Annotated in this window: 13 protein-coding genes; 1 reads left to right on the top strand and 12 read right to left on the bottom strand. The window is 39.4% G+C overall.

All coding sequences use genetic code 11. From position 1 onward, the window contains the following. Window positions 1–193 precede the first annotated feature (193 nt). From A6E06_RS13615 to A6E06_RS13580, 8 genes are all read right to left on the bottom strand, one after another. Window positions 194–2,086: a methyl-accepting chemotaxis protein gene (locus tag A6E06_RS13615; protein WP_065591193.1), complete on the bottom strand. Its 1,893-nt coding sequence runs from the start codon at window positions 2,084–2,086 to the stop codon at window positions 194–196. Window positions 2,087–2,427: 341 nt separating this feature from the next. Then, complete coding sequence (pcp, locus tag A6E06_RS13610; protein WP_017022700.1) at window positions 2,428–3,066, bottom strand: pyroglutamyl-peptidase I; 639 nt, start codon at window positions 3,064–3,066, stop codon at window positions 2,428–2,430. Between the two features lie 9 nt (window positions 3,067–3,075). Further along, the gene (locus A6E06_RS13605) at window positions 3,076–3,981 is read right to left on the bottom strand and encodes a DUF979 domain-containing protein (protein ID WP_065591194.1); all 906 of its coding nucleotides are present in this window, start codon (window positions 3,979–3,981) and stop codon (window positions 3,076–3,078) included. A 9-nt stretch (window positions 3,982–3,990) separates the two neighbouring features. Further along, the gene (locus A6E06_RS13600; protein ID WP_065591195.1) at window positions 3,991–4,668 is read right to left on the bottom strand and encodes a DUF969 domain-containing protein; all 678 of its coding nucleotides are present in this window, start codon (window positions 4,666–4,668) and stop codon (window positions 3,991–3,993) included. A gap of 355 nt (window positions 4,669–5,023) precedes the next feature. Continuing rightward, complete coding sequence (locus A6E06_RS13595; protein WP_065640700.1) at window positions 5,024–7,915, bottom strand: alkaline phosphatase family protein; 2,892 nt, start codon at window positions 7,913–7,915, stop codon at window positions 5,024–5,026. A gap of 339 nt (window positions 7,916–8,254) precedes the next feature. Further along, complete coding sequence (locus A6E06_RS13590) at window positions 8,255–8,605, bottom strand: hypothetical protein (RefSeq protein WP_065591197.1); 351 nt, start codon at window positions 8,603–8,605, stop codon at window positions 8,255–8,257. Between the two features lie 63 nt (window positions 8,606–8,668). After that, window positions 8,669–9,199: a GNAT family N-acetyltransferase gene (locus A6E06_RS13585; protein WP_065591198.1), complete on the bottom strand. Its 531-nt coding sequence runs from the start codon at window positions 9,197–9,199 to the stop codon at window positions 8,669–8,671. Window positions 9,200–9,328: 129 nt separating this feature from the next. Then, a complete protein-coding gene (locus A6E06_RS13580; RefSeq protein WP_065591326.1) occupies window positions 9,329–11,581 on the bottom strand; it encodes a peptidase U32 family protein in 2,253 nt (750 codons plus the stop codon). 183 nt (window positions 11,582–11,764) lie between these two features. Here A6E06_RS13580 and A6E06_RS13575 point away from each other — a divergent pair, with 183 nt between their 5' ends. Next, a complete protein-coding gene (locus A6E06_RS13575; protein WP_065591199.1) occupies window positions 11,765–12,439 on the top strand; it encodes a glutathione S-transferase in 675 nt (224 codons plus the stop codon). 16 nt (window positions 12,440–12,455) lie between these two features. Here A6E06_RS13575 and A6E06_RS13570 read toward each other — a convergent pair whose 3' ends face one another. From A6E06_RS13570 to A6E06_RS13555, 4 genes are all read right to left on the bottom strand, one after another. Further along, the gene (locus A6E06_RS13570; protein WP_083190339.1) at window positions 12,456–13,454 is read right to left on the bottom strand and encodes a HupE/UreJ family protein; all 999 of its coding nucleotides are present in this window, start codon (window positions 13,452–13,454) and stop codon (window positions 12,456–12,458) included. Beyond that, a complete protein-coding gene (locus A6E06_RS13565; RefSeq protein WP_176703463.1) occupies window positions 13,451–14,323 on the bottom strand; it encodes a peptidyl-prolyl cis-trans isomerase in 873 nt (290 codons plus the stop codon). Before A6E06_RS13565 ends, A6E06_RS13570 begins: the two co-directional genes overlap by 4 nt. Window positions 14,324–14,396: 73 nt before the next feature. Beyond that, window positions 14,397–16,280, bottom strand: a complete 1,884-nt coding sequence (locus tag A6E06_RS13560; protein ID WP_065591202.1) for a DUF3604 domain-containing protein — start codon at window positions 16,278–16,280, stop codon at window positions 14,397–14,399. 52 nt (window positions 16,281–16,332) lie between these two features. Then, window positions 16,333–17,301, bottom strand: coding sequence for a transporter (locus A6E06_RS13555; RefSeq protein ID WP_065591203.1), 969 nt, complete (start codon window positions 17,299–17,301; stop codon window positions 16,333–16,335). Between the last annotated feature and the right edge of the window lie 158 nt (window positions 17,302–17,459).

Below are 17,459 nucleotides of genomic sequence, written 5' to 3'. Positions count from 1 at the left end.
AAATTACACTGGCAGATTAGCCGATAAGGAGGCGTATTCTACACTTTGTTTCAATTTTGGGAATAGTCAGAGAAAGAAGTTTCTTAATATTTTCATCCAATGTTAAATAGACTTTATTTTTAGATCAATATCACAATTTATTGACACAAAAAAACCGCCAAAAAATGACGGTTTTTTATTATAATGTGAGTTATTAAAGCTTATAGCGTTTAATTTCTTCTTCTAACGAATCCGCTAATGATTTTAGTGCTTCAGCTTGCTTGGCTGCGGTTACTGCTTCATTCGCCATTTGGTTAGCAACTTCTTGCACACCTTCTGTATTACGGCTTATCTCTGCAGTTACACTTGATTGCTCTTCTGCCGCTGACGCTATTTGCGTTGCCATATCACTAATGACATTAATTTGCGCGGCAATATTATCGATACTCACCCCTGCCTCATCAACGTCTTTCACGCTGGTTTCTGCAAGCTGATGACTGTCAGACATAACAGATACCGCTTCTTGTGTGGTCGATTGTAATGTTTCAATCATTGATTGAATTTCTTCGGTGGATGTATGTGTTCGCTGTGATAATACTCGAACTTCATCCGCAACCACAGCAAAACCACGACCTTGCTCTCCTGCTCGCGCGGCTTCAATAGCTGCATTCAACGCCAGTAAGTTAGTTTGCTCTGCAATAGAACGTATTGTGGCTAAGATTGAACTTATTTTATGTGCATGACCATTAAGATCTTCAATTATCCCTACCGCACTATTCACTTCGCGCGCTAAATTACCAATTGAAGATTGGCTTTGATTCACTTGTTGATGGCCTTCTTGCGTTAGATCAACGGCTTGTGATGCTGATTTTGCGGTGTTCTCTGCATTACCTGCGATTTCTTGTGTTGCACTTGCCATCTCTGTTACCGCAGTGGCCACCATTGTGATTTCATCTTGTTGTTGTCGAATATTCTCACTTCTTTTGATCGCAGAATCGGCGGAATCTGCTGCCGAGCGATTCAGGTCTAATGTTATCTCTCGTAAATTAGATGCCATTGTATGTAAGCGAGAAACAAATTGGTTAAAGTTCTCTGCCAGTTTACCCACTTCATCATCCGATTTCACATTGATGCGAACCGTTAAATCCCCTTCACCATTGGCGATGTCTGCTAATGCTTCTGATACTGTACCTAGTTCACGTAATTGACGCGTCACTAACCATCCCGTAAACAATGAAACAAACAATAGAATTAAACCACCAATAAGCAATAATTTAACTAGCATCGCATGTAATGGGGCTTCTAATGTTTCTTGATCCATGACTAGCGCTATCGCCCAATTAGTATTAGGCACCGCTGTCACCATTACAGCTTTCTCTTTACCTTGTTGTTCAGTAAAGAAGAAACCATCCGATGAAATTTCGCTATTCAGATTATTCGCATCAAACCCTTGCCCTAATTCTGAAATTGGTTTTAACGCCATTTTTTCATTTGGGTGTGCAACCACAATTCGATTACTCACATCTAAAAGCATCGCATAGCCATTTCCAGGTACTGAAATATCAAGCACATCATCAATTAATGCACCCAATGCTAAATTTGAAGCCGTAACACCAACGATTCTGCCATTCTCACGAACCGGTTCTGTTAAGGTTACTACTAACGCTTGCATTGTGTGGCTAACATACGGTTTTGTGGTAATCGCTTTATTTGCAGCTAATGTTTCTTTATACCACCCACGAGTACGAGGATCGTAGCCCGCTTTATTCAATGATGGATCTTGACGTTGCATTACGCCTTCCGCGTCACCGTAGTAACTTAAACCAAAACCACCGGAGGTAAAAGTTTGCTTTAAATGAGCTACCATATCGAGATTAGGATCGCGTTCAATGGCTTCTTTCATGCCGGTTATTGCATCTTGACGACCTTTAAACCAGTCACCAATGCCTAAACTGTACGCTTTCGCGGTATTTCCGCTCTCACTACGAATTGCATCCCATGCTTGGGTTTTCATGGTTTGGTATGAAAACGTTCCTAGCGATATAATCGTGAATACGATAAGTGCCACACTTGTTAAAACAAGTTTCATTTTTAAGGTTAGGTGCATAATCTTTCTACTTCTAATGATTGTGATTTTAAATAAGAATGGAGGCAATTAATGATAAACAGCGGAGCCTACACTGCAATCATAAGTGCGAGACTCATAAATGAAACAAATGCTTACATTATGAATCATACTAACAGTCTTACCATTTAAAAATGTGTTCTTTTTCACAAACTGCTACCTAAGTAGTAATAAATTTGTTATCAAAACTACGCCCACACAACTAAACAGCACGTTTAATGACGGAAGCTAGTCTATTTATCCCACACACAAGCAAATAAAAAAGCCTAACAATAATGATGATTGTTAGGCTTATATACGAATATTATTCGGTGGTTATTACATTAACAAATCGTTCCTGCACCTTGCTGGATGTCTTCGTCATTATCAATAATCGCTTGAGCAGCAATGGCTAAGCCTTCTGCTATTTGCTCTAACTTCATTGTTGGTTGAGAACCATCAACAGATTGCTCTGGCAATAGTGGAATATGTACAAAACCATGACGAATATTGGTGTCTTTTAGGTAATGTTGGATCCCGTAAAACAAATGATTACATACAAATGTCCCAGCAGTATTCGATACCATTGCAGGGATCCCCTCACTTTGCATCGCACTTACCATCGCTTTTACTGGCAGAGTGGTAAAGTAAGCATCTGGACCCCCTTCGACTACGGGTTCATCAATCACTTGAATGCCATCATTATCTGGGATGCGAAAATCATCCACATTAATTGCAATTCGCTCTGGCGTTATAGCCGTTCGACCCGAAGCTTGACCTACTGTGATCACCGCATACGGTTGTTGATCTTCAATGGCTTGTTTAACCACGTCGATCGATTTATAACGCACAACCGGCACTTGGCAAATGCTGATCTCGCCACCGTTCAATTTACGGCCTGCAATTAATCTTACCGCTTCTAGCGCTGGATTAATTTTGTCATTACCAAAAGGTTCGAAACCTGTAATTAGAATCTTTTTCATCGTTAATCCCTAAAAGGCAAAAAAGTACATAAAGGTAGTGTTAATAAGTAGCATGATAAAACCGGGAATGAACTGGGTAATGATCACTTGGTTTTTATTATCTAATTCCAATAATGCCGCAGGTACAACATTAAAGTTAGCCGCCATTGGTGTCATTAAGGTGCCACAATAGCCTGAGATCATGCCTAATACACCAACCACAATTGGATCACCGCCCATTTCAACAATCAGCAATGGAATACCAATACCTGCGGTAATGACAGCAAAAGCCGCAAACGCATTACCCATAACGATAGTGAAAATAGCCATACCAAACGTATACGCAATGACATAAGCTAATACGCTGCCGTGAGGGACAATTTCTTTTACTATTTGAGAAACGGTATCACCGACTCCAGCCTGACCAAATAGATAACCTAATGCGGCTAGAAATTGAGATAAAATAGCTGCCCAACCAATGGTATCAATCAGGCGACGACCTTCATGAATACTTTGTACTGGTTTGCATTTTGTTAGCCAGTTCGCGACAAGAAGTGACAATAATGAGCTTAATCCTAACCCAATCAATGCACTTGTTCCGGTTAGCTGACTCCATAAAATCGTACCCACTGGTACAATTAAGGCCGGAAGAAACAACATATTTTGTAATGACTTCGCGCTCGTTTCTCTGAACTCATTATTACTTGAGTTGTAAGAACCAATGCCCATTAACCCCGCCGAAGCAATCAACGTCATCAATAATACTAATAAACCGACAACCCAATCAGGTAATACCGCACCTAAGCAAAAAGAAAGACCATAAGCTAACCAAAAAAGTCCTGTGCCAATGGCTTTTGGGTTCTTTTTATCGGTAAAACTTTGAAATGAAAACGCAATCAGAAGTAAGCCTGTCGCTTGATAAATATACTCTAACATGATTAATCCCTACTCTTCTTTACCAGCTTTCGCTAAACGTGAATCTTCTATCCACGCTCGAACATAGAACACAACGCACGAGGCTAACGCCGTAGGAATCCCCCACATAAACATGTCATTTAACGCAACACTGTAACCATGCTCTTCAAGTACGCCCTTAATAAGCAGTAAACCACCCGCACCAATAAAGATTAATTGACTGAAAAAGTTAGCAAAGTTTTCACTCATTGCAGCAAGCGCACGAAGGTGTTGTCTTTCTTTAATCGTTAGCGGTTTTCTGTTCTTCTCAGCAGCGGCTTCTGCCATTGGTGCCACTAAAGGGCGGATCATCGATGGATGTCCACCTAAATTCAAACCTAACGCATTCGTTACTTTACGCAGTAATAAGTACGTAAACATAACTCGACCAGCAGACGCTTGCTTGATTGAGCCAATCAGCGTTTCTGCTCGCTCTCTTAAACCAAAGCGTTCTAGTACACCAATCATAGGGAGTACAAGTATGAATAAAGACATATAGCGATTTTGAGTAAATGAAGCACCTAAAATGGATAAAATCTCTATAAAGTCGATATCAGCAACTAAACCAGTCACTATCCCTGCGGTTAAAATAACCAATAACGTATTTAAGCGTAAAGCCAGCCCAAGAGTAATAATTACTACCCCGATTAAAGGCCAAAAATCAATCATCATATATCCTTATTTGCTTTATCTCAGTCCTACATCATGAAGGACGGATACTTGTAAATTTTACAGTATGTAAAACTAAGTTGACCCCAACACGTTGGTAAACGTATTGGGGTCAGCTATTGAGTATATTGAAAATTAAGCAGATGAAAAGTATTTATCTGCATTATAATTCTAAAATATAACGATATTCTTAGGATAATTAGCCTAACTGATTAAAATACCATCAAATAAAAGGTGTATATACTCATAAGAGCCATCATACCAGTGATTAACCAACTGAAGACTGGCATCCAAAAGGGTGTTTATAGTCACCAACAATTGCCGATTTTGTTGCTGTAATGAATCAGCCTTCTGTCTATTTACTCAGTTGTATATCGAGATCATCAAGTAAAGAAGGATAGCCCCAGCCGTTGTTATTCTCGATAACGGTTTCTTGAGTAAGGTATTCATACAATGTTGGCGCCAATGACCCATTCGCCTCACTCGTTAATGGCGTAACATTAGGGCCTACAGGGGGTCCCCAGAATCCTAAAAAAGCATCTTTTTCTAAATAGTGTTCGCCAGCATGTCTGCCCGGTACTTTGGTATTAAAACCAACACCAAATTTAGGGAACAAGTTTATCGTCCCTGCTCTGTCTTCTTCATACAATGTAGCCAATTGATTGACTGAATCGGGTCGCGCCGTGTAAGCCGTCAATTCTCTCCACTCTTGTTCTGTACACCATGAGTTCACATTGTCGCTAACAGCAGAAACCATACATCGTTGATATAACTCTTGATATGATACTAATTCAGCGTCATTTGGTTGCGATTTATATGGATTAAGAACATCAAGTTCAAGTAACTGAGATGATCCAATCACTGGTTGGTAAAACAGTCGATTACCTTTTTTAGATATCAATTCATCAACTCTAACACCGTCTTTAAAACCAATAACTCGAACATTACATTCATCTAGCGTACAGTTTGTTTCTCTAACAACGAGATAATCTAGCGACTCTTGTAAACGTGATGCTATTTCATTAACCACATTAATAGATCCGCCTTTCTGTGCATTAACAGGCGTCCACATTGTTAGTTCGGCGTATGTAGGTTGCACTTTCCAACCTTGAGCTGAATTAAAGAAATCCATCATAAAGTTACCGCCCGCTGTAGAGGCGACCACCACATCTACCTCTTTATTACTTTCATAATTAAGCGCGTTGGTAATTTTAGGGCCTTCACCTTCATCCGAAGAGATCTTCTTAATCACTAACGGGTAACCAAGCTCTGTTTGAAGAGGATCAAACACCTGTTTTTCTGGATTAAGAGAGTAATACACTGGAGATAAGCCATGATCCCCAGCCATTCCCCAAAGGGTTCTATCGTATACGCCCGCGTCTTTATATGTGTTGGTAAATTGCGTTAACCAATAATCTAATCGGTTTAACTCCCCTGTCGGCATGAGTATTTCATCACTAAACGGACCAGTGAAATGGGCAAAGTGATCTGGCCATGGATTATAAATTAGTGTGTAATCTGGCATCCCTTTTTGTTCGAGTTTCGAGAGGGATTCTAAGTTCTGTTGGATCTTCCATTTTTGCGTTAGTTTACTGTAGATATCCAAAACAAAAATATCATCATAAACACGAATATCGTCAATTAACTCTGCTCGCATCTTAACAATTGTTTTCTCTACTTTGGCTCGTTGTGTCAATTCTCGTAAACAACGCTTTTCACCAAAATCTCGTAAGCTCTCACCTGCCCCTAAATTCACCAAGCCATCATAGGTGGTATGTGCATTCCAATCATATTGCGCATTACAGTTTAAAGTGACTAAATAATCCAAGCGATCAAACATGGTTTGAACCTTGTTCGCTTCCATCAAGCGGTCAAGTTGCAACGCATCGTTGCCAAAGAAGTAATAGGCACGATCTTCTTTTCTATCGACAAAGTGGAAGTTCGGTATTCCAGTGCCCCCTTTACCAGATACTTTCGCACCCGTTTTTATTATCGGTAAATTACGAACACTGATAGTCGGTGTTGATGAAATGCCCACATCGATAATGCTGTTATCGTAGTTTTTATACAGCTCAGTAAAAAATGGCAAGTACGATGGGTTTTTATACTCTTTCTCGGTAAGTCTTTTTAAGAATGACAGTTGTTGCTCATGTTCTGGCTGTGTGGTGATTTCATTCTGAGGCTTATAGTTTTCATGCTTAAGGTGATCTTGATATATCTGCTTAATAAATGGTTTTTCAAGCGGTGACATTAGTCCTTCAAGCAGACCTTGTTGCAAACCATCCACCGTAATCTGAACTGCTAGTCGACGTTGTTGACGAGACTCTAAATAAGAAATTAGGGCATTAGGATCTTCTTTAAAGCTCTCTTGTAACCATTCATTCAGCACTTCTTGTCGCTGCTCTTGATAGACAAACTGACGGTACGATTTCAATACATTAAGACGAACAAAATCGATAAGTGTTATGGTTAATGCTTCTGCTTTATTGTTCACAGAACCTTTATGCTCAGGCTTGCCCTCTTCAATGATTTGTTCTAACGCCCCACGCATTTCTCCCTCATCCATACTTGTGACCGCTTTTGTCATTCCAGCAATAATGATGGGTTGAATTTTATCTATTATTTTTCTGTCTTCTGGAGTATCAGAGAGATAAGTATAGCGCTCGGGTAATACCTCTAGGTCCTTCCACTCACCAATCTGTACCAATTCATCATAAACAATCACCATGTTCGCAATGAATTTACGATCAATATTTAGCCCTTGGTGATGACTATCAGCTAACTCTGGCTTCTCTTCTTTTTTTACGTCATTGAGAGTAAACAAAGAGTGGCTAAATCCGGTGAGTGTTTCTTCATCATATTGAGTTTTTAAGTAAGCTTTAAAGGCATCTTCATTGTCCATATCTCCGTATTTATCCACAAAGGTATAAAGAAAATGCCCTAAAGGGATCGCGTATGAGGGATTTGAAAGCTTTGCAATGATGCTTTTCTTAACATCACTCTCCAATGGAAGAGATAAAATGTAAGCGTCTAATGTGATGCCAGCAATGGTAAAAATAGCGGCATCACGAACCGTTTTCGTTGTATAAATGACAGAAGAGTGTATCTGATTTTTTAGTATTTCTGCTGAGTTAACAACTCCGCCAACTACGGGGATTGAACTGACGTTGGCCGAACTGTTTGCACTCAACATCGAAAGAGACAACACACTGAACGTAAATATTGACGAAAACGATCTGTTTTTCACTTTAACTTCCTTTTATAGCAATTTGGATAAGTAAGTGAGCTGAATCATTTTAGAACACAAAACAACCAAATACTTATTTGAATTGCATTATATCGTGTTGAAGCATTTGTTTCATTGGGGGATTCTAAAATACGGACAGTTACACATTTGAATGTTGCGAAGGGGGTAAACATAATAAAGGAAGTGTGATGATACTTATAGTGAGGTGATTCATGGAAGTCCTCTACAAAACTCATTAGTATGAATTTTATAGAATACTCCCATTGCAATTTAATTCTGCTTAGCTCGAAAATATCACGATGCAGCTATAACTATTATGTAATTAATAGTTTTAATCTATTACAGGCCGAAACCGATCTTAGGTTGACGACGAACAGAGCGAACGCCCCATGGGCCTAGATCTGGTTTTGGTTGACCTTCAAAATCACCAAGGCAAATGTAGCCTTTAGAAAGATAGCGGAATAGGAAATCGCCACCATCTAGTGAGCCAGTTCTGTCATCGCCAAACGGTAAATGAATACGCTCAACATGAAGATCTGATGCTTTTTTAAAAGCAGCATAAGCCGTTGAATTGATATCGTACGCATCTAAATTCTTTAAAAGCGCTTTATCTGACATTTTTGCCTTCATGCGAGCAAATATCATGATGAGACGTTTTTGTCTTTCAGAAGAAACTATGATCATTTCCATTATAGGAATTCCTTTCAAAAAAAGGAATTATATAGTAAGCATCAACCTACTTCTATATTCACTTTATGTCGCCGCAGACAACTGCTTAATTACACAGCGATATTCATAACAATCGATAATCTCACCATCCACAATGGTAAATTCAGGCTTAAAAGCAACCCGTTTAAAACCATTTTTACTTAATACTTTTTGTGACGCAAGATTGTCTGTTGATGCTGTTGCCACTAATACGTTTAATGCTAACGCCTCTCTTGCTATATCAATCAGTTCTTTTGTTGCATAAGTTGCTAAGCCTTGTGAGATAAAATCTTCACCAATTCGATATCCAATAAAACCCAACTCTTTTTCTCTATTAATATTATAAAGATTTGCTCGCCCACAAATTACCCCTTGTTCATTCTTTAATAACATTGGATAAATTCGACCCGCTTTATGTTCAGAAAGGTAGAAATCAATATGATCTTTTATTCCTTCTTCACTAAAAAAATCTTCATCACGAGCTTCAACGAAAGACTCAAACCATTCCTTATTAATGAGTTCAAATGCTAATAACGCCTCTTCATCTTCTGTTTTGAGTAGTTGCAATGTCACCATAATCAATTCCTCTAATGTTTTTAATTTCGTCTATTTATATAATAGTATTATTTGAATTATAGACAAAAAAAGCCGCGATAATATATCGCGGCTTTATCTTTTTCTCTTCTAACCTACAAGGTGTAAATCTTAAAGACCTTGTTGATATTGATCATTGGTATTGATTGGCACCATAGTGAATAGATCTTCTTGCACGCTTACATCACCATTGATTAGTTTCTCAAAATGTTTAACTAATTCAACTTTGTCCGCTTGCTCTTTAGAACCACCACCAATATTGGTCAAATCGATGAAGAACTCATCAAACAAATCTGACAAATCAGTCACGATATCCATGTTTAAGAATTGCTCGTGATTGTAGATGCTTGGATAGCCGCCTTTCTGCTTATCTACCGCAAATGAAATACCCTTCACATTGGTAATTGTGGTCGCTTTTTCACACTTCAACATACAACCCGCTTCAATCGATGGCTTATTACAACCCACGGTTTGTTGGAAGAAACATTGACGACTTGTCATCATCAGGATCGGGTGATAAATGCTGTATACCAATTTGAAATTTTCAGGGCGACGAATGTGTTTTATCTGACCCTTATTAATCTCATTTGAAATAAACGCACCTGCACAATTCAACGCTTCTTTCATCGTAATTAACGCATGAGAGTTGGTCGTGTTTAGTAATGGACCTGCAATCCACTCTATCCCCATTTCAAATGCTTTATACGCAATACCCGTATTATTGGTTACGATACGAGTCGGTTTTGCTTCTTCTAAGACTTTTACTGCTTCGTCGTAATCTTTACCAATCAGGACCGCTGGGAACCATGGAATTAAACGAGGGTTTTCTAAGAAGATATTAATGTATTTTTTATCACGCTTTTTAAAGCTTTCTGGTAATTTGAAGTAGATATCTGCGTCAGTCACATCACATATATTCAAATCAGCAACATCAGAGATCAACATAGATAGAGTCGGTTTTTCTTCGACTTTTGGCTGTTGAACTAATGCTTCAACATCAGTGTACTTAATTACTTCTTTAGAACCATTCAATAAAAACGCGACTTTCTCTTTAAGCTCAGAAAGCTCTCTAAATGGAATGGCTAAATTTTCACCAAGCTCTGAGAAATCGTAACCTTCAAGAAGATAATCTGGCGTAATAACCCCTTTAAAGCGTTTTTCTAGTTCTTTTTCCGTGATCGCTTTTTGACCCGCTTCGCTCAGTAGTGACGTAGACTTCACTTCAAACGTATCTTGATCGTCTTTACTTGGTGTGATCACGACTGTTAGTGGCTCACCCAATACCGCTTTAAACGCAATCGTAATCGCAATTTTATCAATACTTAGAGATTTTACTTTTTCTTCTAGTGTCGCACCCAGTGCATTCTTAGCACTGTAAAGATCTTGTTTTACTTCTTGAATTTGTACTACATCAATCGAGTTACTCTGAGCTACGGCGTAATTTACGCTGTTATCACGAGGGTTATCGATGAACATGTCTTTAGTCAAATTACCTTTCAAGAATTTGTTGGTTAAGCCACGGTTGAATACTTTATGAAGATTTGAGTCATCTTCATATAGCTCACCTGTCTCAACAAATTTATTGATGTTTTTACGCCAGTTTTCAACCACGGTGTAAACGTAATGAGCGCCTTTAATACGGCCTTCAATTTTCAGTGAATCCACTTTCGCGTCCACAAGTTCCGGTAAATCAAAGTACGCTGAGTTATCTTTTAGATTTAGTGGGAATTTGTTACCCGCTGCGGTAATTTCATATTCATCACGACACGCTTGGCTACAACGGCCACGGTTGCCTGAGTTACCAACGCTCACCGAACTTGAGTAACATTGACCAGAGAAAGCAATACATAACGAACCATGCACAAACACTTCCGTTAGGATATCGTGTTCATGAGCAACGGCTGTCATTTCTTTGATTTCGTCGATATTCAGTTCACGGGACAAGTTAACACGTGAAGCGCCGACTTTTGAAAGGAAGTGAATTTGACCTTCATTGTGCGTCGTTAGCTGAGTAGATGCGTGAACGTCTAATGTTGGGAAGTATTTTTTAACTAAGTTAAACATACCTAAATCTTGAACGATGATGCCATCAATAGTCGTATTAACTAATTGATTAAGCAGCTTCGCTACTGATTTAATTTCATGCTCAAGAATAACAACGTTTAATGTCAGAAATACTTCACAACCGTATTCGTGAGCTAGTCGCAATACGCCATTTAGCTCATCAAATGAAAGATTGGACGCTCGGTTACGGGCGTTGAACATATCTAGACCACAGTAAACCGCATTTGCTCCTGCAACTATGGCCGCTTTAATCGCTTCAACATCACCACCAGGTGCCAATAATTCAAGTTTTCTACTCATTATGAAATTGCTCGCTTCGGTTTTTATGTAATAATTTTTTTGAGGGGGCATTCTACTCGCCTCTCGCTTTTATTACCACTCACTTAAGCTTTTATTGATCTAGATCATGACGAATTTTCCGTGAATCTCTTTCTTCTATCCGATAAGATGTTCATAAGCCCTCGAATTTTAGGTACTTATCCAATGACAACGCCGATTCTTTATTCGTTAAGACAGTGTCCTTATGCCATGCGTGCTCGCCTTGGAATTCTGCATGCTCAGAAAGTCGTAGAATTACGCGATATTGATATGAACAATAAGCCTGAAGAAATGTTGTCGATTTCACCAAAAGGCACGGTTCCTGTATTGCTACTGAGTGATGGCTCTGTAATAGATGAAAGTCTTGATGTGATGGTATGGACTCTCAACCAATCAGATCCTAATAATCTACTGTATTCACACGATAAAGCTCTATTGCCTGTGATGCTTGAGTTAATGAACCGCAGTGACACTGAATTTGTGAATGCTTTACAGAAGTACCGAGCCGCGTCTCGTTACCATGATGATAATGAAATTGAATGGCGTAATGTATGTTGTGATTGGTTGATGACTATCGAGCAGTCATTGTGTCAGCACGCTTACATCATGGGAGAAACACCCAGTTTAATTGATTACGCCATCTTGCCGTTTATTCGTCAATTTTCGCGAGTAGATAAGAAATGGTACGCTCAAGCGCCCTTACCTTATTTACGTGCATGGCTAATTAATCATTATAATGACCCACTTTTTGCAAAAGTAATGCAGATCTACCCAAAATGGAAAAGTGGTAATGAGCCTATTTTATTTGGTGGCATTCCTTCTCGTAAAAAACAACGTTAATAACCTACATTCCGCTTTACCATAAAAAACTAAAGGTGCGTTCATAAACCCAAAAACTCGCTAAACTACCAATACTGTAGGCAATAACGACGGTCCCTTTTTTTACGTATGGTGCCGTTAATCGGGGGACCAATATTCGACCAATAAGCAAAACTATACAAACAAACGCAAGTTGGCCTAACTCGACTCCAACATTAAAACAGATCAACGCAAGCGGAACTTCATTTTGTGGTAACCCTATTTCTGCCAATGCCCCTGCAAAACCAAAGCCATGTAACAACCCAAACGAGAACGCAACAATCCATGGATATTGTGCCGCAATACCTTGTTTTCCTTTGATATCATGAATGATTTCTACCGCTAAAAACAAAATACTAAGGGCTATCACCGCCTCGACGGGTGGCAGTGCTATCGTAACCATATTTAAAGACGCTAACGTTAATGTAATACTGTGAGCTACAGTAAACGCAGTGATTGCACCAACTAACTTCCGTTTTCCTTTTATGATTAACAATAACGCGAATACAAAAAGAAGATGATCAAACCCTAATAATATATGTTCAATACCTATGATTGTATAAACCTTGATAACCTCTAGACTCGATGGATGGGACGCGACACTAAATTGATTATTCCCTGCGTATAATCGTTCGACTTGAGTTTGTTTATCTTGTTGCAAACGGACTAATATATCCGTTGAACTTTGTTCTAACCCTTCTATTTCTATCTGCTCGCCAAGTAAACCGCCTTCACAATCCATCCTCCAACGACTCACTTGAGAGTTGTCAGTATGACTGATTCGTATTAACTCTTGAGACTGACAACGTTCCGGAAAGATAGGCGTCAAATTTAAGACTCTGTCGTTCTTTTTCGGTAGTTTGAGAGTGACATTATAATGATCCCCACTGTCATTCATGATTTCTAAATAGGCAGGACGAATTTCATCAGCTATTGAAACCGTAGAGAAAAACAAAAACAAGGGCAGAAAAAAAGCATAAGCGGGTAAGATTTTCATAATTCATTGCCCTTTTCTGTTATTTTCGGCAATTCAATCACGATGTGATAAGTACTTTTCAATTCTTCATATAAAGAATCATTACTTTGTTGTTGTTGCTCGGCTTTCCATTGAATTAATACGCCTTCTCTGATCTCATCCAAAGGAAGTAATGATGGCTTAGATCGTTGATCTATTTTAACTAAATGTTGTCCATACCCTGAGCGAATAGGACCATACCATTCACCGATTGGCGCTTGCGTTAAACCTTGAGTAAACTCTTGACCAAAGAGGCGCGCAGCTTGATGGCTAGGTAAGTTTTGATAATTTTTTTCATCATAAAAATCATCACCCATACTTTGATAAGCAACCATCGTTGCGTCAGTTTCATTCAGCTCTCCTTTGTATTTTTGTACTTCAACGTTGAAAGAGTTCGTCCCCATTGAATGCAGATCAGGATTAAAATAAACGTGTTGAAATGACGTGGTGATCGGTTTAGAGAATTGCGCGGGTGAGGCTTTCATGAATGCCAATAATTGAGCGTCAGATGCCTGCTCAGGCACCAATAAATCATTCGCAATGAACATCATTTTTTCGGCTAAACGTCGACGAATAACCGGATCATCTTTGCCTAAATCCAATGCTAACGCTTCTCGATAAAAAACTTCTTGTCGTACTTTTTTTTCAATCACAATTTCAAGCTCTTTATCCGATGGTAATCGCTGCCAACGTTGCTCCCAACGCTTTATGGTATTGTTTACATCCAATTGTGAAATTGTAATTTGATTCTCATCCTCTGCATTTACATCAACAGTAAGTCCATAAGCGACAAACAAGCCTGCACCTATCACCATAAAATGTAAAAACGGGTCTTTTATTAGTTTTATCACAACATAATCCATTATTTAGTGTGAAAATTAAGCGACCTCTCTCAGCTGACTGCCGCTCATTGATTTTCCATTTTTAATTCGCAGGGTTATACCAAATTGGTGATGTCCAAGCCCGTTCTTGTATTGATGATTGAACGTCTTCGAGTAACGGTAAATTATTTCTTACCGCGTCGTACGTACTCCAGCGAGGAGTTGGGATCTCAATAACACGAGCGTAATAGAACGCATTTTGTGCCGCGTCAAAGTCAGCATCGACCCAACTTCCCATCAATGCCGTGTCCCCTATACTGTTATCGTATTCTGCAGTTTTCAAATTAACGGTATTACCCACTGGAGGTAACTTACCTTCTGCGGTTAATTCACGTTTATCTGACCACACAACATCAATGATTTTCTCATGAGTTTTACCTTGCTTATCTACCCAGCCTTTAATTATTTGAACACGATCAAGATTCGCACCATCAGGGTCTTTTAGTGCGTGAACCGTAAAGGTTGGAGCGCTACCAATAGAGGGTAAATCACTCCCCATTGGAACCCCTAATTCATACCCCTGACGTACCAACTCTTTCGCTGATGTTGGATTAGCAGGTAACTCAACGCCGGCAAAAAAGCGCACTTTAATTCGAGGCCCTGTCGTTGAATACGTTTCACGGCGCTTCATTGCATCCCAAAGTCCGGTGCGCGTATTTTGAGTCGCCCATACACCAGATAAGGTACCGATACTCAGATCTTTGCCATCAATCCACCCAGCAACGCCGGCGGTTCTACGGCGTTCAACCGTCCCATCTTCAGGCCCATGACCACCAATAAAGGAATCTTCTGCCACTGCGGATGGCAAGCCATTATGATTATCCGTGCCACCTATTGTTCCGTATTTAAACGGATTACTACCTAGCTCTTTCTCATACACCAGCCCCATTTTTAACCCTTCACGAACAAAGTCCCCTTTGTGAAACGTTCGTCCACTTGATTTTTGTATGGAATCGGCATTTTCAAAATCGGCAAATTCATCTTCAGGCCAGAATTTTCTATGTACTTCTGAATTCCCTTTAATCTGCATCGTTTCCATTAATGGTTCAAAATGCTGCCTCGTTTGCGCGTATTCCAAATCAATCGGTTGACCATCCGACTTTACGCTTGGAAACATCATTCCCTTACTCGCATTAGAGTTGTGCGGTATGGCTAGTAATTTCATGCCTTTAGATTCAAGCGTTGCCATCCATTCCCATAACCCATCTTCTCTATTTATATCAATGTAGCTCACAGGAGCATCTGGCACATTTCCATCACGAAATATAACATTACGGTGCAAGTTCCCACCTTGTGGCGCACCACTCCATTCAAATGCTTTTAGCGCCGTAAACTCGCCCGGTTTATTGTATCTGTCCGCCGTTTCTGTCATGACTTTCCACGCACTTTTCACGGTATCTTGCCCTGAGAAAAATGGCGGATGTTGAGGATTAGCACCTCGATTGGCAGAAACAACATATTTCAAAAACCATTCTTCCCTTTCTTTAGTGTCCGTCATGGTTCTCAATTGCTTTAATAGATCTTGATCATAACCCGGAGCACCTTCTGTCATTGTTGAGTACATTTCACCAATGTATTCTGCATGGTCAGAAATAGCGACAAAATCAAGTGGTCGATGACGCTTCAATTCACGTCCATCAACCATCACACCTTCGCCTTTCGCATAACGATACGCATCTTCGTGGCTCATTCGATTACCACCAATATAAGCATCTAAAGAAAAAGCGGTATGCATGTGAGTTTCACCAAAATAAACATCTCTTTCTGGATTAAGGGCAATATCACTATCTGATTTCTGTTTGTCCACAGATGCATCACTGATAGGCTTAACGTCAGACGCTGGTGGAGACTCATTTTCACACCCCACTAATTGAAGTGATACCGCGAATACCAATAAGGCTTGGGGAAATGCTCTAAATTTATTCATTTTTATTATTTCCTTCCATATGTAGTGATGCACACCGTTTGATAATGCGTTACTAAAATTTAGCCATCGCTTTTAAAAAAATGGTATCGCCCTGTACGCGTCTTTTGGTTTCAAACTCATGAAGCCATTTAAGTTCAGTTAAAATGTCGGTCTTCCCTACGGAATGAACAAAAGAAATCGTAGGTCCTGCGCCAACCGATTTGGCTTTAAAATCACCGTATGTTGCACCAGATCCGCTATCCCCCGTTAACTGGGTATAATAAAAACCCGTTGCTCCTACGCCAGCTAACCCACCAAATAAGGGGAAGTGTTGAGCAATTGTTGTCTCAATATGCGCTTGTATTCCTGATTTATAATTCGTGTCTTTATTCTCGGTATTAAAATCCATTCCAGCAAAAATACTAGCCTCAATACCATTCTCTTTTCCTACATAAATAGCCGCAATCGTCGGTTCTATCGTCCAAAAGTTTTTACCTGTGTTCGCCAATCGTCCCACTTGATAATCACCCGTTGGTGCGTAAACACTGACACGATAATTCACATTTAAATCAGGATTAATGATTTGATTCAGCATGACAGGCATTAGCATGATATCGCCCAAACCAGAGTCAGTTTCTGTCACTTTTACGCCATATTGGCCGCTTGTTTCAACACTAGCCGTTACTTCTATATCAACAAATGGAATCGTTCCACCAAATGCATAACTCCAATTATCACCGATCTCAAAATTCGGACGATAAACCATCGTTAGTCCTAAGGCTTGTGATTTAACGTCTATATCTGCGGTATTCAAGCCTGCAATAGGAAGATTTTTATCGTATTTCCCTTCGTAAGTTAACACATTTAGGCGGGCGATAAAGGAAGGAGAATCAGGAATACCATCCACAAAAGAAGACATCGAACCGGGCATATAATGACCACTCCCTCCTTCTTCAGAAAATACGTGAATACTGTATAAAGAGGTAAAAAAAGACATCAATAGTGTGCTTATCAACGCTGACGGAATAACTCTTATTTTCATAAATAGAAATCCATTTACTATTAAGAACAATAATAAAAATATAGTACATAACCGAAATAAATGAATTGAATCAGTAAAAAAACTCTTTTATTTCTCTTTTCTTCAAATAAATTACTTATTGGATATAAATAAGAGCCATCCAGATTGCGAAACGGATC

Origin of the sequence: Aliivibrio sp. 1S175, from assembly GCF_001690985.1 — a bacterium.
Lineage (GTDB): Bacteria > Pseudomonadota > Gammaproteobacteria > Enterobacterales > Vibrionaceae > Aliivibrio.
This window is presented reverse-complemented; position numbering and strand designations above follow the sequence as displayed.

Coding starts and splice junctions, on each gene's coding strand:
- A6E06_RS13615 (WP_065591193.1), bottom strand. CDS start 2,086: ATGCACCTAACCTTAAAAATGAAACTTGTTTTAACAAGTGTGGCACTT.
- pcp (WP_017022700.1), bottom strand. CDS start 3,066: ATGAAAAAGATTCTAATTACAGGTTTCGAACCTTTTGGTAATGACAAA.
- A6E06_RS13605 (WP_065591194.1), bottom strand. CDS start 3,981: ATGTTAGAGTATATTTATCAAGCGACAGGCTTACTTCTGATTGCGTTT.
- A6E06_RS13600 (WP_065591195.1), bottom strand. CDS start 4,668: ATGATTGATTTTTGGCCTTTAATCGGGGTAGTAATTATTACTCTTGGG.
- A6E06_RS13590 (WP_065591197.1), bottom strand. CDS start 8,605: ATGGAAATGATCATAGTTTCTTCTGAAAGACAAAAACGTCTCATCATG.
- A6E06_RS13585 (WP_065591198.1), bottom strand. CDS start 9,199: ATGGTGACATTGCAACTACTCAAAACAGAAGATGAAGAGGCGTTATTA.
- A6E06_RS13580 (WP_065591326.1), bottom strand. CDS start 11,581: ATGAGTAGAAAACTTGAATTATTGGCACCTGGTGGTGATGTTGAAGCG.
- A6E06_RS13575 (WP_065591199.1), top strand. CDS start 11,765: ATGACAACGCCGATTCTTTATTCGTTAAGACAGTGTCCTTATGCCATG.
- A6E06_RS13570 (WP_083190339.1), bottom strand. CDS start 13,454: ATGAAAATCTTACCCGCTTATGCTTTTTTTCTGCCCTTGTTTTTGTTT.
- A6E06_RS13560 (WP_065591202.1), bottom strand. CDS start 16,280: ATGAATAAATTTAGAGCATTTCCCCAAGCCTTATTGGTATTCGCGGTA.
- A6E06_RS13555 (WP_065591203.1), bottom strand. CDS start 17,301: ATGAAAATAAGAGTTATTCCGTCAGCGTTGATAAGCACACTATTGATG.